This window comes from Nocardia sp. NPDC057668, from assembly GCF_042799795.1.
Lineage (GTDB): Bacteria > Actinomycetota > Actinomycetes > Mycobacteriales > Mycobacteriaceae > Nocardia.
Genome location: NZ_JBHVIC010000004.1, coordinates 554,684 through 571,791 on the forward strand (window position 1 = coordinate 554,684; position 17,108 = coordinate 571,791).

A 17,108-nucleotide genomic window follows, 5' to 3' on the forward strand; every position below is an offset into this window, starting at 1 on the left:
CCGACACGGGGACACTCACGACCGGATCTCCCCGTTCACCGCGCCGACGGGCTCGAGCCGGTCGGAGGTGGCGAGGGTGAACACGAACCGCGTGCCGCCGGTGTACTCGGTGTCGATCCACATCCTGCCGCCGTGGAACTCGACTATCTTGCGGCACAGGGACAATCCGATGCCGGTGCCGCTGTACTCGTCCCGGCTGTGCAGGCGCTGGAAGATCACGAACACCTTGTCCGCGAATTCCGGGGCGATCCCGATGCCGTTGTCGGAGAAGCTCACCCGGCAACCGGGGGTGTCTCCGGGTTCGGGTTCGCAGTCGATCGTGATCGTGGGTTCCTGGTCGGGGCGGCGGAACTTGATGGCGTTGGTCAGCAGGTTCTGCCAGAGCATGATCAGCAGGGTCGGGTCGCCGACCAGTTCGGGCAATCGCTCGGGGCGGTGCAGGCGCATCCCCGCCTCGTCGGCGGCGGTCGAGACGTTGGCCAGGGCCTTGTCCAGGGCGCGGCCCAGGTCGGTCGGCACCATGTGCTCGTTCACGCGGCCGACGCGGGAGAAGGTGAGCAGATCGTTGATCAGCACCTGCATCCGCTTCGCGCCGTCGACCGCGAATCCGATGTATTGCCTGGCTCGATCGTCGAGTTGGTCGCCGTACCGCTTCTCCAGTAGCTGACAGAAGGAGGCCACCTTGCGCAGGGGCTCCTGGAGGTCGTGCGATGCGACGTAGGCGAACTGCTCGAGTTCGGCGTTGGACCGCCGCAACTCCGCCGCTTGCGCGTCGAGATCGGCGGCCTGGTCGGCCAGCGCGATCTCCTTGACGCGCGCGGACTCTAGTTCGGTGACGATGCGCTCGCGCATCGACTCCACCGCCCCGGCCATGTTCGAGACCTCCGTGGGCCCCTGCACGGTGATCCGATGCCCGAAGTCGCCGTCGGCGACCCGGCGGGACGCCTTTTCCAGCGCGGTGAGCGGGCGTACCACCAGCCGGCGCACCAGCACCGTCAGCATCACGGTGGTGATCAGGAAGGCCACGAGCATTCCGGCGAGCGTGGCGTCGCGCACCGTGCGCTTGTGCACGAGGTCGGCGCGATCGGCCCGCTCGGTGGCGGCGAGTTGGGCGTTCTGGGTGGCGAAGTCGTCGCGCAGCCTGTCGAACGCGGCCTGACCGCGGTTGATCGTCGCGGTGTCCACCGGCGTCGGTGCGCCGGGCGTCACCGCGGCGATCCGAGGTTCGGCGTAATCACGCCGCCAAGCCGCCGCGGACCGCTCCACGGCGTCGAGACCGGCGAGCAGATCGGCTCTGCCCTGCAACAGGTTCCGCAAGCGCTCGGTGGCTCGCGTCTGTTCCTGGGTGCCGACGGTGAACGGCTCGAGGAACACCGGGTCCGCGCCCAGGATGTATCCCCGAACCCCCGTTTGCTGATCCACCAGCGCACCTTGGAGCCGATAGGCCTCGGTGACAGCGGGCTGGATCTGCTTGTTGATCCGGTCGGACACCCGGGCGGTGTGCGAGGTGGCGACCGCCGACAGGACCGCGCCGACCCCCACCACCAGCACCATTGCCAGCAGCACCAGTCCGAACCACGACTGCACCCGCCAACGCCGAATCCAGTTCGCAGGTGTCGCGGGTGTGCTCATCGGTGCTCTTCTCGTGCCGGGGCGGTCAGGCAACAGGTACAGGACCCTGAGCCATACTGCCAATCGTCCGGACTTACGAGGAACGTTTCCGGTCCACCGGTGGACGCGACTCGCCGACCACGCCGGATGGCCAGGATTCGCGTCCCGATACGAACCGTGGGTCACCGGCCCCGCGCTCAGGGATTGTCGATCACACCTCACCGGGCCGGCCGGATACGGACCTCTGTCGAAATCCTGTGTCCCACAACCCCATGACCGGTGCTTTACCTCGGCGACGCGGTCGCGCCGGATGCGTCGTTCTCGATGCGGAAGCCTCGGCGGGCCGTCCCGGCTCGGCCGCTGCTACACACCTGTGTCGCTGTGCGGGTCACCATCCGCGGCGATTACCCGCAACGCGGCCGCCGGGTCGGTGAGCGGGTCCCCCATGTCCTCGGCAACGGTGCGTCCGGGAGTCACCTGCGGCATCTCCTGGTGCTGTAGCCGGGTGAACTTCATCGACCATCCCGAGAACCGCCGCCCGGCGACCGCACCCCGCTGCACCACCGTCAGATCCCGGTGCAGCTCGTCGCGGCAGATCCGCGCGTAGGTTTCCTCCACCGCGTCCTGTTCGCCTTCGAGTACCTGGACGAAACCCGCCCTGTCGTCGCCCCACAGCAGGTAGACCAGCAGGCCGGTGACATCGGCCGCGGCGTTGAGTTCCCGGGCCCGCCCGAGCAGGATGCCCACCTCGGTCTCGCTCAGGACGAAACAGGCCGTGCTGGAGTAGGTGAGCGAATAGGGCATGGCCAATCTTTAGCACAGCTTCGAAACGGGCCGTGCGTGCGCGTCGGTCAGCCGGTGCGATCCGCGAGGGCGGCGGGCTTGTCCGGCTGCCGCTCCCCGGACAGTTCGGTGACGGCGTCGGGAAGGGTCTGGAGTACCCGGGTGCCGGGCGGCAGGGAGATGCCGGTCCACCCGGGCCCGGCGGGGTATATGCGGGCCGATGAACCGACCACCGCGAGCAGTGCGGGATCCGCGGTGTCGGGAGCCTGCGACCACAGCACGACCGAGCTGCGGCGGGTTCGGCGGGTGAGCGCCGTCGAGAGGGCGGACGCCGGCAGGTTCGGGCCGAGCATGTCGGCGTGTACGCCTTTTTCGGCGAGGGCCGCCCGGAGTATTTCGATTGGCAGGGAATGGAACTCGCCGGGAGCGCAGGCGAGGATGACCGCGCCGGACACCACTCGGCTCGGGGCGGGCGTGACACGGTGGAGCGCGTTGACCACCGCCCAGGAAAGCAGGTGTTCCACGTCGATGCAGCCTTCCCCCTCCCCCTGTCTGGCCAGGATCTGTGCGAACGCCGGGCGGCAGAGGTCGTCCCAGGTGCCGGCCACGCCGTGTTGTCTGAGGTGGGATTCGAGCAGGTCCATCACCCGGGGGGAATCCAGGTGGAACGCCGCGTCCAGGAGTGCGTCGATCGACTCGGCGGGGCGGGCCACCGGGTGGGCCGAGGTGACCGCTCTGGCCGCGCTGGCGGGGCTGGCGCCTTGGCGGACCAGGGCGAGCATCCGGGCCGCGGCGTCGATATCGGCGCGGGAGTACAGGCGGTGTCTGCCGGAGCGATATTGCTGGGGGCCGATGCCGTAGCGCTGGTTCCAGCTGCGCAAGGTTGCCACCGGCATTCCGAGCTGCTCGGCCACCACCCGGACCGGGTACACCTCCTGCTCGCGGACACCGGTCACGACGCCCCTCCTTCCAGCTGTGCGCTGCCTGTTACGGCCGACAGCGCTCGTTGAAGATTATCTCTCGCGGGGGCTGTCGATTCCACGGTGGGACGTGGGATCCCCGCTGTGCGGTGGATGCGTGCTGGGGAATAGCCGATAGCAAGCGGGATTGATGCATCGTTTTTGCATCGTAATTGAGCTAGGGTGGAAAACACCGAACGCACCCGGACGGGTGCGGAGCATTCCTGAAAAGCACACCGAATCCTTTGGACTGGAAGACATCTCGTGATTCGCCATCGCATCACGCCGCGCGGCGCGGTGCCGGGGTGATCACTCGTAGGAGTACGTCATGAACGCTTCAGCCATTTCCCGTCGCACCGCGGCCACCCTCGCCGGGGCCGCTCCGATCATGTTCGCGCTGTTCCTGAACGCACCCCAGGCCGCGGCGGACACCACCGCCTGCCCCGCTCCGGGCACCGCCGCGACGGCGAATTCCGCCGGGGGCGCCCAGTGCTCGGCCAGCAGCACCGGGGGCGCGGCCGCCGCCTACGGGCTCGACGGCAGGGCCAGCGCCGATGCCGATCCGACCAGCCTGTCGCTGGCCATCGCCCAGGGTGGCGGCACCGCCACCTCGGATGCCGCGACCCTGACCGGGCCGGCGGCGATCGCGATCGGACCGGGCTCGACCGTCACCGCGGTCGGGGTTCGTCCCGGGTTGTCGATCGGCATCGCCGGTCCGGGCGCGACGGTGTCCATCACCGGAACGGCGGGACCGACCTGCACCGGCGGCGTCGGCTTCGCCGGCGATTTCCAGACCCTGCAGGGTTGTCTCTCGCTGGGCTGATTCCACCGAGGTCGGCCGTGGCGTCGTGCGCACGATGCCACGGCCGCTCTATGTCTGATGTGTGCGCAACGCGTACCGGCGTTCGGCGTAGACGAGATCGTCGCGCCACAACCGATTCGCCGTGTGGTTCATCATCGGCCGTAGCAACGGCAGTGCCCGGCGCGCGTACTGGAATCCGGGTCGCTCGGAGGTCGCGATGGTCGTTTCCACGACGGCCGTGCGAGCCCGCCCGTCCGGCCCGGAACCCAGTGGGGTGGCGTGGGTTTCGACCACGCTCCCCTGCCCCTCCCCCGCGACGATGCGCATCACGATCGTGCGCGGATCCGGGCAGGTGAACTCCGCCTGCACCGGTACCCCGAGCCTGCGCGTCACCCGGAAGGTCACCGCCAGGACGAACCGATGATTCTCCTCGGTGATCCCGTCGCGGGGCGGCGTCGAGGTGACCTCCAGTCGCGCAAAGGAATAGGGGTGGAACCAGGACCCGTGCCACGGATCGAGCCGGTTGGCGATGATGTCGCGGGGCTCGCACACCCCGATCAGCCGGGTCACCGCGTGCACCCGGGTGTCGGCGGGGCGCTCACCCAGGATCGGCGCGTCCGTCGGCTCTTCCCCGCCGACGGAATCCATACGCACCCAGGCCAATACACCGTCATCGTGAGCCGGGTAGGGACACCATCGCGACGCGTCCTCCCCGGGCCCGACCCGCAGTCCGTGCCACCGGCAGATCAGGGCGTCGTTCTCGACCTCGGCCGTGGCCAGCGCGGCCCCCAGATGCGGGCACGCACCGGGTCCGGCGTGCAGGGCGCCCGCGTCGTCGCGCCACAGCACCACCTCTTTGCCGCCGACCTTAGCCCCGAACGGGCGATCGCGGCCGATCGCGGAGGCCGCGGCGACGGCGTACCAGTTCCCGGACGGGCGCTGCTGGGACCAGCGCAGCGCCGCGGTGATCACCCCGGGATCCGCGTCCTCGTAGGTGGGCTGCTGCCGCGCCCACTTCTCGGGTGCGAACCGTTGCAGCGGCGACCTGTCGGGCCAATTGACGAGTGCGCTGCGAATGCTCATCGGGCTTGCCTTTCGCGGGTCGCGAGGGTTCGCAGGAACGTCGAACGTCCCTGCGCGGGAACCGAATGCAGGGTGTGCCCGGCCGCGCCCCACTCGCGCAACAGCGCGTTGGCCGCCATCCAGCCGGTGGTCGCGGCCCGTTCCATCAGGGCGACCGGCAGATCGGCGCGAATGCCGTCGCCGGCCAGCACCAGGCGCGGGTGCGGAGTCTGTACGCCGGGGCGGGGTGCGAAATCGCCCGGGGAGAAGCGCGGGCAATCCTGCCGCCACAGCATGGACTCCCCCACGATGGTCGCCGCGGCCGTCTCCGGATACATCGCGTGCAGCCGCGCCAGCAGCCGGTCGCGGATCGCGGCGCGTTCCCGCGGTTCCGGGACCGTCTCGGCCACGGCATAGGCGTGCAGTTCCACGACGCTGCCCCCGGTGGCCGCCGCCCACTGCGCGGCCTGCTTCTCGTAGCGGTCGACCACGCTGATGTTGTCGAGCGGGTCCAGCCCGCCGGTGCCCAGGAAACAGGTGCGGTCCGCACGCACCGGCCGGTCCAGCCAGAGCCGCTGCACCGCGAACGCGGGGGCGACGGCGGTGCCCGCCACCCGCGCGCGCCAGTCGGCATCGCCCAGATCCGGCGACGATTCGACGAGGCGGCGCAGGCCGGTGTTGTCGGTCGCCAGCACGAGGGCGTCGACGCTCGAGGTCGCGCCCGAGTCGTCGGTGAGGCGGAAGCCCGCACCCTCGCGCTCGACGCGCTCGACGCGAACACCCCGGGTGAATCGGACCGTGCCCGGCCGCTGCGCACTGGCCGGCCCGGTGAGGTACCGCTCGAGCGGCGTCCACAGGCTGACGTCGAAGTTGTCCCGCGCGACGTCGAACACCAGCCCCTCGCTCGAGCCGAGGAAGTAGATGTGGAACATCGCCGCCAGCTCGGCGGCGGACATGCGCCGGGGTTCGATGAAGAAACTGCGGGAGAACACCTCGAACGCCAGATGCCGCGCCGATTCGGGAAAGTTGATCTCCCGCAGGAACGTGTCGGCGTCGAGGTGATCGATCCATTCGTAGATGCCCGGCACCGAGACCGCGGCCAGCGGTGCGGCCGCGCGCGGGTCCATCCGGATCAGATCGCGCACCCGGAAGGTCGGGCTGCGCAGCGCGAACGCCAGTGCGTTCCACGGTGGTGTGCGCGGCAGGCCGCGGAAGGTGTCGCGGCGGCCGTGGGCGTCGACCAGCGGGTAGTCGTCGAGCCTGCGCAGGCGATCGAGGCCGGGATCGGTGCGCCCCAGCAGTTTTCGCAGGTTGTAGTACTGAGCGAAGAACGCGTGGAAGCCACGGTTCATGGCGACCTCGGTGCCGTCGGGCAGGCGCTCGTTCCACGCGCCGACCCGCCCGCCCAGATACCGTTCGCGTTCGATGACTTCGACGGTGCACCCGCGTTCGGCCAGCCCGGTCGCGGCGGCCAGCCCGGCGATCCCGGCGCCGACGACGGCCACCCGGGGTGCGGGTCCGAGTTCGGTGAGGTCGCGGTGGCCCGGGGCGGCCGGGTAGCGGACGCGGCGGCGATCGCGCCCGAGTCCATCGTGCGGCACGGTCATCGTTGCTCGCCGATCCCGCGCTGTCGCGCGCGTTCCCAGCCGAGCAGGCACGAGGTGACCAGGGCGAATCCGAACAAGTAGTCCTCCACCGGGATGTCCCATGGGAATCGAAGTCCGAGAATGTGATCCGGGTTGTACACCACGATCGGGGTCGGGCCGGCGGTGAGCAGGCCGTCGACCAGGATCTGAAAGCTGAAGACGATCACCATGGTGATCCAGTACGCCGGGCGCCGGAACAGACCGGTGTGCAGCAGCTTCGACTCGATCAGGCAGACGGTCACGACGGCGATGATCGCCGGAAGCGTGTATCCCACCCCGGTGAAGTTCATCGCCGCGTCGCCTTGTCGGCGCTGCCGAGTCGGCGGCGCGCTACCCCGAGCAGGTGTTCGACCGCGACAAAGGTGAGCAGACCGCACACCGGCACCACCACGAAGAACAGCAGTTCCTCGAGCGGCATCGATCCGGGCAGCCGCACCCCCAGGGTGAATCGGGAGTTGAAACTCCACACCCCCGCGGCGATGGCGATCAGATCCCAGACCACGAACAGCGCCGCGGCGGGCCACAGTGCCGCGAGCAGCAGCCGCGGCCGCCGGTAGACGCCGGGACCGAGGAACTCCAGCGGGGCGGTGATGACCAGGCAGCCCAGCAGGATCAGCAGGTAGTGCCAGTGCTCCACGACCTCACCTCCGCTCCCCCGGCTCGCCCGTCTCGATCGACGGCGCCCGGACGCCCGGCACCGCGTGGGGGCCGTCCACGCGGCGCGCACGCCACGCGCGTACGAAACCCGCTGTCCCGACCCGTAACCGGCGGCCGGTGCCGACCCGCGCGCGGCGGCCGAACACTTCGAAGTCCGCGGCCTCGATGCGATCGAGGATCTCCCCGTACAGCACCGCGGCGGTGTCGACGCAGGGCCGTGAGCGCGGGGCGAGCAGTTCGGTGCCGTGCCGGGCGTGCGCGTAGATGCCGCGGGTGATGGCGAGCTGTTCGGCGAGCGCGGCCCGGACCTTCGGGTCCACCTGGCCCCGGCTCCGGCACCACAGCAGCAGTTCGCGGTCCACGCCGTGCGCGGCGAGTTCGTCGACGGGCAGGTAGACGCGATCGCGGGCGAGGTCCTCGTCCACATCGCGCAGGAAGTTGGTGAGCTGGAACGCTTTTCCGAGTGCGGCCGCGTACGGCGCGGCCGCCTCGACGGACTCCACGGTTCCCAGGATCGGCAGCAGCTGCATGCCGATGACCTCCGCAGAGCCGTAGACGTAGGTGTCCAGGGCGGCTCGATCCGGGTAGTCGGTAATCGTGAGGTCCATGCGCATCGAGGTCAGGAACGCGTCGAACAGGTCGCCGGGAATCCGGTAGGCCCGCGCGGTGTGCAGGACGGCGGCCAGCACCGGATCACCCCCGGCGTCGGCCGAGCTGAACTGCCAGGCGAGGGTGTCCAGGCGGCTCGCCCGGTCGGCCGCGGTCAGCGCCGGGTCGAATTCATCCAGAATGTCGTCGGCCCGCCGGGCGAAGCCGTACAGGGCGTGCACGGCGGGGCGCTGGTCCGGCGCGAGCAGCCGGGTCGCGAGGAAGAAGGTCTTGCCGTGGGCGGCGTTGAGTTCGCGGCAGCGCGAATACGACTCGCGCAGGCCGGGTTCGGTGATCCCCGCGGCGTCGAGCTCGGCGCGCGTCATTTGCGCAGCCCGACGCCGGCGTCACCCGTGGTGACGGTGCTGCGCTCGCGCTGACCTGTGACCCGGTCGGCGGCCAGCCGCCCGGAGATCAGGACCGGCGGGATTCCCACCCCGGGTACCGTCGACCCGCCCGCGAGCACGACGTTCTCGATACCGCGAATCATGTTGGCGGGCCGGAACGGACCGGTCTGGGAGAAGGTGTGCGCCAGCGCGAACGGGCTGCCCGCCAGCATGTCCCGCCGGGCCCAGTCGGCGGGGGTGACCACGTCGAGGACCTCGACCTCGCGCAGGTCGGTGTCGAGTCTCGCACGGGCCAGGTCGAGGATCTCCGTCGCGTACTCGTCGCGCTCGCGCTCCCAATCGATGTGTCCCCGAGTGAGATTGGGCACCGGGGCCAGCACGTAGAGCAGATCGCGGCCAGCGGGAGCCAGGCTCGGATCCCCCGCCGTCGGCCGGGTGACCAGCAGCGACGGATCGGACATCACCTTGCCCTGCTCGATGATCTCGGCGAACGCGCTGTGCCACGCGTCGCCGAACAGCAGGCTGTGATGAGGAATTCGCGGGTTCCGCTCGCACGCCACGTGCAGCACCAGCGCGGACGGGGCGGGGCGCACGGCGAGGGGGCGGCGCGAGCGATGAGCGAGCAGTTCGTAGGAGCGGTGGCGTTCGGTCGTCAGAACGACCGCGTCGCAGGCGATTCGCTCGCCCTGATCGGTGTGCACGGCGACCACGCGCCCGGCCGTGCGCTCGAGTTCGGTCACGCTGGATCTGAATCGGAACCTCACCCCGGCGGCTTCGGCCGCGGCGGCCAGCGCGTCGGGCACCGCCCGCATGCCGCCCTGCGGGAAGTAGACCCCGGACATGGTGTCCATGTAGGCGATCACCGCATAGGCGGCCAGCGCCCGATCGGGCGCGACCCCGGCGTAGAGCGACTGAAAGGTGAACACGCGCCGCAGGATCGGGTCGGTGATGAACTCGGCGACCTTGCGATCCCAGCGCCGGAATCCGCCCAGGGCCGTCAGTCCCGCCAGCGCCGGCAGCGACATCGACAGTGGTGAATCGAAGTTCGCGGCCACGAATCGGTCGAATTCGGTCGCGTACAGCCGGGTCAGCCAGTCCCGCAGTGCACGGTAGCCCGCGGCCTGGTCGGCGCCGGCGAAGTCGGTGATGGCGGCGGCCATCCGTTCCTCGTCACTGTGCACGTCCACGGTGCGCCCGTCGGCGAAGCGCGCCCGGTAGGCGGGATCGACCGGCGTGAGAGTCAGGCGATCGGCCATGCTCTCCCCCACCGCGGCGAAGAGTTCCTCGATCAGCCCGGGCATCGTCAGCACGGTCGGGCCGGTATCGATGCGATAGCCGTTCAGGTCCAGCCTGCCCATGCGCCCGCCCGGCACCTGTTCCCGCTCGACCACGGTCACCGTGCGGCCGCGCCCGGCCAGATGGATCGCGGTGGACAGGCCCGCCAGGCCCGCTCCCACCACCACAACATGGTCGCTGCGTCCGGTGACCGTGCGCATCGCGTCCCCTCTCCTCACAACTGCCGTGCGCTGCATTGCAGCGCCATCTGTTCCAGTGCCACATGCTGATCCGGGCCGAGCGCGCAGTCCCGCAGTGCGCGCCCGGCGTCGCCGACGCGCTCGGCGATCATGTCCTCGATCTGTTCGGGCGCACCCGAGGCCGCGATCAAGGTCCGGCAGCGGGCGATGGCGGCGCCGTCGAGTTCGGGGCGGTCCACCAGATCCGCGAGTTCGCGGTGGGCGCTACCCCGGGTCAGCTCGAGCGCCGCGACCACGACGCTGGTGGCCTTGTGCTGGCCCAGGTCACTGTCCTGCGGTTTGCCGGTGACCGAGTCGGCGCCGAAGATCCCGAGCAGGTCGTCACGCAGCTGGAAGGCCTCGCCGATCCGGGTTCCGTAGTCGCCGAGGCAGGTGAGCATCGACTCGCTCGCGCCGGCTAGCGCCGCGCCCAGTTCCAGCGGGCGGCGCACCGTGTAGTTGCCGGACTTGGCGCGCGCTATGCCGAGCACGGTGTCCAGGCTCGGGCGTTCGCGCACGTCGTTGGCCAGATCCGCGAACTGTCCCACCGCCAGCTCGATGCGCATGGCGTCGTAGCGCGGCCACAGTCGCGCGAGCGCGTCGGTTCCGACGCCGCTCTCGCGCAGCATCTGCTCGGACCAGACCAGGCACATGTCCCCGAGCAGTGTCGCGGCCGAGGTTCCGAAACCCGGTACCGCACCGGCTCGCCCGCCGAATCGGGCGTTGAGCCGGACGTGCGCGGCGTCGGAGCCGCGGCGCAGCACGGCGTCGTCCATGACGTCGTCCTGCAGTAGTGCGAACGCGTGCAGCAGTTCCAGACTGGCCGCGGCGCGCACCGCGGCGGCGTCGGGCGCACCGGCGCAGAGCCAGCCGAGGTACATGAAGCCCGAACGCAGGCATTTTCCGCCGATCGCGTACTGGGCGAGCACCTCGTCCACCCCGACGTCCGGCAGCTCTTTCACGCGGGCCTGGCGCAGGAAGTCGGCGAGTTCGGCGAGCACCCGGGTCCGGGTGTCGCTGTGCCAGTTCTCGAAGCCGGCGGCCAGGTCCGGCGCTGCCGGATCGAGCGGGGTCCGCGCGGGGTCGAAGGATACGGCGCTCATCGGGGCAGGCCGTTCCGGGCGGCCGCGGCGGCCGCGGGAGATCCGCGGTGCAGTTCGGCAAGTTCGTTCGAAATCACTTCCAGCGGTGCTGTTTTGCTCATATCGCTCCCTAGTCGTGCTGCCGCGGAACGAAAGTCGGGTGTGCCCAGGATCCGGTCGACCGCGGCTGCGATCGCGGCGGGCGTGGGGCGGGCGGTGCGCAGATCGATTCCAGTGCCGGTGTACGCGACCCGTGCGGCGACCTCCGGTTTGTCGGCGGTCTCCCCCGCCACGATCACGGGCACGCCGCGGCGAAGCGCCTGCTGCACACCGCCGTAACCACCGTTGGTGATCATTACGTCCACCCGGGGCAGCAGGTGGCCGTAGGGCACGAAATCGGCGATGCGGGCGTTGGCCGGGATCGGCAGGTCCGGCAGCGGTGATCCCGCTGTGCTCGCCACGACGAGGAAGTCGGTGCGATCGCGCAGCGCCGTCAGCGTCGGCGCGATCAACTGGCCGAGGTCGCCGTTGTTCCAGGTCCCCTGGGTCACGTGGACGACCGTGCGCGCGGTGGCCAGCTCGCCCCACCACTCCGGCGGGCCGGAGCCCGCGGCGGGCGGTGCCGGGATCGGGCCGGTGAACACCACCGATTCGGGCAGGTCGCCGCGCGGATACTCGAACGCGGGGACGGTGAACTGCAGCAGCCGGTCCGCCAGCAGAGGCCAGTCCAGCAGGTAGCCGGGTGCGGGTCCCAGCCCGAGCGCGGCGAGGGCGGTATCGAGCCGGCGCTGGTTGCCGCGGAACAGGATCCGGTGCACGAATCGGTTCATCGCCGTGTAGTCGCGGCCCGGGCGGGGCTGCCAGCCCATGCCGAAGGGCGGCGTATCGGCGCTCGAGAGCATCAGCGGGACCACACCGCAGGCGACCACGGCCGGGCGCGGCCGCGGCGCGAGCAGCAGCGGGACGACGCCCGTGAACATCACGTCGGCGAGCACCGCGTCGACGGTCGTCCGTGCCAGCTCGGCGCTCAACGCCCGGAACTGTCCGGCGATCGGGTCGAGCATTGCCGTGCGCAGTTCCGCTCTGCCGGTGCGCCATTTGCTTATCAGACCCCGGGTGGGACCTCGCGCCGCGTCCGGCGCGGGCACCGCCGTGCTCTCCGGCAGTTCGGCACAGGAGATTCCCTGTGCCGCAACTGATTCCGCGAACCGCGAACCGGTCAGGAACCGCACCTCGTGCCCGCGGCGGGCCAGGTCCGCGGCCACGGTCAGCATGGGCGCGACATGTCCCGGGATCGGGCTCGCCGCCACGAGATATCGAGCCATGCCGAGACTCCTCCGCCGGTCAATTCATGCTGTGGCGGTGACCGTCGTCCGGACGGACCACGCCGAGGCAAACGATTGATTCCCGGGACGGGATGACCCCGCCCCCGGCTCGTTCCAGTACGTCGCCGACGATGCTACCGCAGTCGATGCAATTTCGATGCGCACCACTTCCGTCGCAGGTCATCGCATTTCGCGTGGGAAACAGGCGTGCTACTCCGCCGGAGTCCTCCTCGGCGATGCGACTCGAACCACGTTCCGCGGCATCGTGAATGCGGGCCGGCCCATGGGCTCCGAGCCGGCGCGATCAAGACAGTTCGGCGTGCCTCGCCCGGAAAGCCGCGCTCTTGGCGCGGTTGCCGCAGACGGCCATATCGCACCACCGGCGGGCAGCGCCGCGAGAAGTGTCGAGGTACAGGCGGGTGCAACCTTCGCGGCCGCACTCCTTGATCCGGCCCCGCTCGGGATCGCCGAACAGTTCGACGGCCGAGCGCGCGACGGCGGCCAGCGCCCGGGCCGCGTCGCCGGTGCGCTGCACGGTGCCGTCCGGGCGCAACGCGGTGTCCGGAATCGGCCCGCGGGCAACGGTATTGATCCGCCGGCGGTCGGCGTCGGCGAGCGCCTCTCCCGCCATGACGGCCTGCGCCAGGCGGTAAGCGGCTTCACGCAACTCCACGGCCGCGCGCACGGTGGCGTCGTCGCACTCCGGCGCGCCGTCCAGCAGGCCGGACGCCCGGATCCAGTCTCCCAGTGCCGCAGGTGTTCTCACCATGTCGCGCCGTTCGTCACGGCGGCCGATCAAGGTGCCGATGAAGTTCAGCGCCAGATTGCCGCTGACGAAGAAGTGCGGATCGTCGAATGAGGACACCTTCACAGAGTAACCCCCTTGACAGGTTAGTGAGCGCGGTGCCACGGTAGTAACCGTTCAAGGTGGTTAGCGCGGGAGAGGGGATCCGATGAACAACCGGCTGCTGGAGGTCGCGGGACCGCCCGCGTTGATCTTCATGTGGAGCAGTGCCTTCATCGCGGGTGTCATCGGCGTCGGTGCGGCCCCGCCGATGCTGGTGCTGTTCGGCCGCTTCGCCATCGCCGGCGTCCTGCTGATCGCGCTGGCCCTGGTCACGGGCGCGACCTGGCCGCGGGGGCGCGTGCTCGCGCACACGATGGTCGCCGGTCTGCTGATGCAGATGGTCCAGTTCGGCGGCTTCTACAGCGCGATGGGCGAACACGTCACCGCCGCGGTCATCTCCCTGGTGCAGGGTTTGAGCCCGGTGCTGATCGCGGTCTTCGCGGGCGTGCTCGGCGAGCGGGTGAGCGGGGTGCAGTGGCTGGGCTTCGGAATCGGCGGCCTCGGAGTCGGTTTGGCGGTCCTGGACCAGTCGTCGTTCTCACCGACCGGACTGCTGCTGTGCGTGGTGGGACTGCTCGGCCTCGGCCTGGGCACCGTCTATCAGAAGAACTTCACCCCGAAGATCGACCCCCGGGCCGGGACCGCCGTGCACATGGCCGTGGCCGCGCCGTTCGCGGGCCTGATGGTGCTGGCGGGCGGCGACTTTCACGTCTCGGATCCGGGCCGCTTCACCGGATCGCTGATCTGGATGGTGCTGGTGAACTCGATGGGCGCGTTCCTGCTGCTCAACACCATGCTCCAGCGCTGGGACGCCACCCGGGTCAGCCGGATGTTCTTCGTCATCCCGGCGGTGACGGCGGTGATGGCCTGGCTGGTGATCGATCAGCCGCTGCACCCGCTGACGATCGCCGGTCTCGCGATCGGATTGGCCGGAACCGTGTTGGCCGCGCCGAGGAATCCCGCGCCGCCAGGTGCACCGCGCACGCCGGCAGGGTCTCCCGTGATCGATCTTCACCGTCGCGGCGTTCGCCCGCGTACTGACTTCGTTGAACCTTCTCCACAGTCCGCTTACCGCGTCAGTGGAGTCATCGAAAAAGTCGCCATGGCAGCGCCAGGTCAGCGACGTCGCACCTGAATTCCCGGGTTGACAGGGTGCAAGGCGCTCTTGTCGAGGTAGACGACGCCGCCAACCAAATCTCGACACCCCAAGCGTCAACGTTCTCGGGTTGCCAACTTTCGGGGCAGCTACCGGCACCTGCGCTCGTCGGAAAGCAGCAGCGCGGCCGAGACTGCGGACTGGCGTCAGCGGTCGGTAGGCGAGCGAATCATGCCGATCACCGCGCTGTTGCGGCCTCCCCACGCCGGGCGGCTACCGTGATCGTGCGGCAGGTAGCAGTCTCCTCAGCAGGATGGGCTCATGACAATCACATTGCCGGTCTCTCAACCCCGATCGTATGCGAGGCGAAGCATCTTGATGTCCAGCTTGGTCATCGCCTGAACTGCCAAGCCGACGGCCAGGGTCTTGGCGGGATCCTCGGCGCTCATGAGGAGGGGCAGGATGGTAGGCGCCACCTGCCAACTCACTCCAAAGCGGTCGGTCAACCATCCGCCAGGACCAGCGGTGCCGCCCTCGGTCAGCGCATCCCAGACGAGATCGATCTCTTCTTGAGTTTCAACCAGCAAACACAACGACACACTGTCGGTCGAAGGGTGGCCAGGGCCGCCACTCACGAACGTGACTGCATGGCCCGCAAGCTCGAGGCTGGTAGTGAACGCGGCTCCGTACGGATAATGGGCAACGTCGACGACTCGCGATCCAGGAATGACCGCGGCGTAGAATTTCGCGGCCTCTTCGGCTGTGTTGTCGAACCAAACGTAGGTGTTGACCGTAGCCATGCTGGGCTCCTGGTTGCCGGGACATCATCGGCTACGGCACGTGACCGCATCTACGTGAGAGACGAAGCTGTGCACGTGTACTCGACATCTCATCGTCGGGTTCAAGACCTGGACTCCGTCGAGATCACCCGCAGCAGTACGGATGCACTACGGTGAAACACGTTGCCGCCCAATTGATTCGAGCGCGTCTGGCACGACGTCCGCGTCACCTTGTCACACCCGACGCGGCATGTCGAAATAGGGAGTGGCGGGTGGGCTACCGGACAGCCCACCCGCCACTGTGCATATCAGATGCTTACCTACAAAGCGTGAGGCGAGCTTTCAGGCCGGCTCCGCACTTTGGTGTGCCTTCCGGTACGCCGACACGACGTCAGCCTGGATCCTGCCGCGGTTGGATACCTCGTATCCGTTCTGACGCGCCCAGGCCCGCATCGCCGAACTCTGCTCTCGTGCACCAGTATCGCGCGACTTGGCACTCTTCACTCCCTTAACCCTACCTACTCGACGTGCCTTGACCGTCCAGCTCTCGAACGCTGCACGCAACTTGCCGGCGTTTGTCGCGGAAAGGTCGATCTCATACTGCATGCCGTCAAGCGCGAAGGACAGCGTCTCCTCCGCCTTGGAGGTTCCGTCATAGTCGTCGATAACGGTCACTACAACCCTGCGGGCCATGAACAGTCCTCTCGGTGCCCCACCACAGTGAGGGCGAACAGTCTTCCAACTGGAACAGCGGTCAATCATGGCAGGACTCGACCGGGTCGCCTCCCCCAAGGCCGGGTCGACACGAAACACCACGCTATACAACGACTGTGGTTCGGCGACTCATGTCGACAGCAGCCGATCCTTGATCAACGGGACCTGGAGATCTGCAGCGCCACCCAGTATGCGCATCGACAACGGCCGACAAGCACCTGCAAGTCGTGCGCACGTCCTGGCTTGATCCTCGGGCTCCATCGCAAGTAGTCCACTTCCTTGCTACGCAGTGACGGACGGGCCATGCTCATCTGCGGCGCCGGACAGGTAGATGCTCAATGCCTCGGCCACGTGGGGTGTGCCGAGCCAAGTGCCGAATCCGACCAGCGCGGGGTTGGCGGCACGGCATTTCACCAGGTCGGCCGTAGGCCAATCGGCATTGTCGAACATGCGTGCAAGCGCAGCTGCCCGTTGCGGGTTCGATGCCCTGACCTCGTCCAACGAGATCTGCTGATATCGGACTGCCTTGCCGGTCGCCGCCGCGATATAGCCCGCGATCTGAGGCGTAGTCAGTTCGTCACCTGCGATTTCCATCTCACGACCCACCCAGCCCTCGGGATCTGTGAACGCGCACGCGGCGAACGACCCGATGTCGGCCACCGCAATGAGCTGCTCGACCACGTTCGGAGGGGTTGTAGAGACGAGCACACCGTCGGGGCGCAGTCCGCGGAAGGCACCGAGGTAATTTTCCATGAACCCGACCGGGCGCAGGATTGTGGCGGGTACTCGGGTGCCACGTAGGTACTGCTCGAGTTCGGTTTTGGGATGTAGCAGTGGGCTCGTGTCGGGCCGGTCGGCGCTCAGAGCCGAGGAATAGACGATGTGTCCGACGCCTGCCCGCACGGCGGCGTCGATGATCGCTCGCCCGCGGCGCAGCTCGTCGTTGGGACCGGTACCCGGAGTAGCCTGCGAGGACACGAAACCTGGCTGGTAGAGGTACAGACCGGTGGCCCCGTGCAACGCCCGACCGACAGCATCCTTGTCGTCGAACGAACCCGGGACGACGTCCGCGCCCTGGTCGGCCAAACGCAAAGCGGCAGCCTTTCGTGGGTCTCGCACCACCGCCCGCACTGGACACCCGGACGCGAGCAGAGCGGACACTGTCGCACTGCCTTGCCGGCCTGACGCTGCAAACACCGTGATCAATTCAGACATGACGACTCCTGAGCGTGGTGA

At 69.0% G+C, this 17,108-nt stretch carries 17 protein-coding genes; 2 read left to right on the forward strand and 15 right to left on the reverse strand.

The genetic code is table 11. From position 1 onward, the window contains the following. Nucleotides 1–15 precede the first annotated feature (15 nt). From ACFVBH_RS26650 to ACFVBH_RS26660, 3 genes are all read right to left on the reverse strand, one after another. Nucleotides 16–1,632 carry an ATP-binding protein gene (locus ACFVBH_RS26650; protein WP_379005556.1) on the reverse strand — a complete coding sequence of 539 codons (1,617 nt, stop codon included), beginning with the start codon at nt 1,630–1,632 and terminating at the stop codon, nt 16–18. Nucleotides 1,633–1,974: 342 nt separating this feature from the next. After that, complete coding sequence (locus ACFVBH_RS26655) at nt 1,975–2,415, reverse strand: BLUF domain-containing protein (protein ID WP_354987919.1); 441 nt, start codon at nt 2,413–2,415, stop codon at nt 1,975–1,977. Between the two features lie 47 nt (nt 2,416–2,462). Next, nucleotides 2,463–3,350, reverse strand: a complete 888-nt coding sequence (locus ACFVBH_RS26660; protein ID WP_354987920.1) for a MerR family transcriptional regulator — start codon at nt 3,348–3,350, stop codon at nt 2,463–2,465. A gap of 331 nt (nt 3,351–3,681) precedes the next feature. Here ACFVBH_RS26660 and ACFVBH_RS26665 point away from each other — a divergent pair, with 331 nt between their 5' ends. After that, nucleotides 3,682–4,176, forward strand: coding sequence for a DUF6764 family protein (locus tag ACFVBH_RS26665; RefSeq protein ID WP_379005559.1), 495 nt, complete (start codon nt 3,682–3,684; stop codon nt 4,174–4,176). 48 nt (nt 4,177–4,224) lie between these two features. Here the strand turns inward: ACFVBH_RS26665 and ACFVBH_RS26670 are convergent, their stop codons facing one another. The 9 genes from ACFVBH_RS26670 to ACFVBH_RS26710 form a co-directional block, all read right to left on the reverse strand. After that, the gene (locus tag ACFVBH_RS26670; protein WP_354987171.1) at nt 4,225–5,238 is read right to left on the reverse strand and encodes a DUF5914 domain-containing protein; all 1,014 of its coding nucleotides are present in this window, start codon (nt 5,236–5,238) and stop codon (nt 4,225–4,227) included. Then, nucleotides 5,235–6,824 carry an FAD-dependent oxidoreductase gene (locus tag ACFVBH_RS26675; RefSeq protein ID WP_379005562.1) on the reverse strand — a complete coding sequence of 530 codons (1,590 nt, stop codon included), beginning with the start codon at nt 6,822–6,824 and terminating at the stop codon, nt 5,235–5,237. Before ACFVBH_RS26675 ends, ACFVBH_RS26670 begins: the two co-directional genes overlap by 4 nt. Then, nucleotides 6,821–7,153, reverse strand: coding sequence for a lycopene cyclase domain-containing protein (locus tag ACFVBH_RS26680; RefSeq protein ID WP_379005564.1), 333 nt, complete (start codon nt 7,151–7,153; stop codon nt 6,821–6,823). The genes ACFVBH_RS26675 and ACFVBH_RS26680 overlap by 4 nt, the downstream gene beginning before the upstream one ends. Further along, entirely contained in the window at nt 7,150–7,500 is a 351-nt protein-coding gene (locus ACFVBH_RS26685) for a lycopene cyclase domain-containing protein (protein WP_354987174.1), read from the reverse strand. The genes ACFVBH_RS26680 and ACFVBH_RS26685 overlap by 4 nt, the downstream gene beginning before the upstream one ends. 4 nt (nt 7,501–7,504) lie before the next feature. Continuing rightward, on the reverse strand, nt 7,505–8,494 hold the full coding sequence (locus ACFVBH_RS26690; RefSeq protein ID WP_379005567.1) for a phytoene/squalene synthase family protein: 990 nt from the start codon (nt 8,492–8,494) through the stop codon (nt 7,505–7,507). Continuing rightward, nucleotides 8,491–10,011 (reverse strand): phytoene desaturase family protein, encoded by a 1,521-nt coding sequence (gene crtI, locus ACFVBH_RS26695; RefSeq protein WP_379005569.1) that lies wholly within the window; start codon nt 10,009–10,011, stop codon nt 8,491–8,493. The genes ACFVBH_RS26690 and crtI overlap by 4 nt, the downstream gene beginning before the upstream one ends. Before the next feature lie 14 nt (nt 10,012–10,025). Beyond that, a complete protein-coding gene (locus ACFVBH_RS26700) occupies nt 10,026–11,132 on the reverse strand; it encodes a polyprenyl synthetase family protein (protein ID WP_379005571.1) in 1,107 nt (368 codons plus the stop codon). Further along, nucleotides 11,129–12,436, reverse strand: coding sequence for a glycosyltransferase (locus tag ACFVBH_RS26705; RefSeq protein ID WP_379005573.1), 1,308 nt, complete (start codon nt 12,434–12,436; stop codon nt 11,129–11,131). Before ACFVBH_RS26705 ends, ACFVBH_RS26700 begins: the two co-directional genes overlap by 4 nt. 304 nt (nt 12,437–12,740) lie before the next feature. After that, nucleotides 12,741–13,301, reverse strand: a complete 561-nt coding sequence (locus ACFVBH_RS26710) for a CGNR zinc finger domain-containing protein (RefSeq protein WP_379005575.1) — start codon at nt 13,299–13,301, stop codon at nt 12,741–12,743. 88 nt (nt 13,302–13,389) lie between these two features. Here ACFVBH_RS26710 and ACFVBH_RS26715 point away from each other — a divergent pair, with 88 nt between their 5' ends. Next, nucleotides 13,390–14,418 (forward strand): DMT family transporter, encoded by a 1,029-nt coding sequence (locus tag ACFVBH_RS26715; protein WP_379005577.1) that lies wholly within the window; start codon nt 13,390–13,392, stop codon nt 14,416–14,418. Nucleotides 14,419–14,723: 305 nt separating this feature from the next. Here the strand turns inward: ACFVBH_RS26715 and ACFVBH_RS26720 are convergent, their stop codons facing one another. From ACFVBH_RS26720 to ACFVBH_RS26730, 3 genes are all read right to left on the reverse strand, one after another. Further along, nucleotides 14,724–15,179 (reverse strand): VOC family protein, encoded by a 456-nt coding sequence (locus ACFVBH_RS26720; protein WP_379005579.1) that lies wholly within the window; start codon nt 15,177–15,179, stop codon nt 14,724–14,726. A gap of 321 nt (nt 15,180–15,500) precedes the next feature. After that, nucleotides 15,501–15,851: an Lsr2 family protein gene (locus ACFVBH_RS26725; RefSeq protein WP_379005581.1), complete on the reverse strand. Its 351-nt coding sequence runs from the start codon at nt 15,849–15,851 to the stop codon at nt 15,501–15,503. A 303-nt stretch (nt 15,852–16,154) separates the two neighbouring features. Beyond that, on the reverse strand, nt 16,155–17,087 hold the full coding sequence (locus tag ACFVBH_RS26730) for an NmrA/HSCARG family protein (RefSeq protein WP_379005583.1): 933 nt from the start codon (nt 17,085–17,087) through the stop codon (nt 16,155–16,157). Nucleotides 17,088–17,108 lie beyond the last annotated feature (21 nt).

Bases quoted from the DNA above. Each gene is read 5' to 3' on its own strand.
- ACFVBH_RS26650 (WP_379005556.1), bottom strand. From the start codon at position 1,632: ATGAGCACACCCGCGACACCTGCGAACTGGATTCGGCGTTGGCGGGTG.
- ACFVBH_RS26655 (WP_354987919.1), bottom strand. From the start codon at position 2,415: ATGCCCTATTCGCTCACCTACTCCAGCACGGCCTGTTTCGTCCTGAGC.
- ACFVBH_RS26665 (WP_379005559.1), top strand. From the start codon at position 3,682: ATGAACGCTTCAGCCATTTCCCGTCGCACCGCGGCCACCCTCGCCGGG.
- ACFVBH_RS26670 (WP_354987171.1), bottom strand. From the start codon at position 5,238: ATGAGCATTCGCAGCGCACTCGTCAATTGGCCCGACAGGTCGCCGCTG.
- ACFVBH_RS26675 (WP_379005562.1), bottom strand. From the start codon at position 6,824: ATGACCGTGCCGCACGATGGACTCGGGCGCGATCGCCGCCGCGTCCGC.
- ACFVBH_RS26680 (WP_379005564.1), bottom strand. From the start codon at position 7,153: ATGAACTTCACCGGGGTGGGATACACGCTTCCGGCGATCATCGCCGTC.
- ACFVBH_RS26690 (WP_379005567.1), bottom strand. From the start codon at position 8,494: ATGACGCGCGCCGAGCTCGACGCCGCGGGGATCACCGAACCCGGCCTG.
- crtI (WP_379005569.1), bottom strand. From the start codon at position 10,011: ATGCGCACGGTCACCGGACGCAGCGACCATGTTGTGGTGGTGGGAGCG.
- ACFVBH_RS26700 (WP_379005571.1), bottom strand. From the start codon at position 11,132: ATGAGCGCCGTATCCTTCGACCCCGCGCGGACCCCGCTCGATCCGGCA.
- ACFVBH_RS26705 (WP_379005573.1), bottom strand. From the start codon at position 12,436: ATGGCTCGATATCTCGTGGCGGCGAGCCCGATCCCGGGACATGTCGCG.
- ACFVBH_RS26715 (WP_379005577.1), top strand. From the start codon at position 13,390: ATGAACAACCGGCTGCTGGAGGTCGCGGGACCGCCCGCGTTGATCTTC.
- ACFVBH_RS26720 (WP_379005579.1), bottom strand. From the start codon at position 15,179: ATGGCTACGGTCAACACCTACGTTTGGTTCGACAACACAGCCGAAGAG.
- ACFVBH_RS26725 (WP_379005581.1), bottom strand. From the start codon at position 15,851: ATGGCCCGCAGGGTTGTAGTGACCGTTATCGACGACTATGACGGAACC.
- ACFVBH_RS26730 (WP_379005583.1), bottom strand. From the start codon at position 17,087: ATGTCTGAATTGATCACGGTGTTTGCAGCGTCAGGCCGGCAAGGCAGT.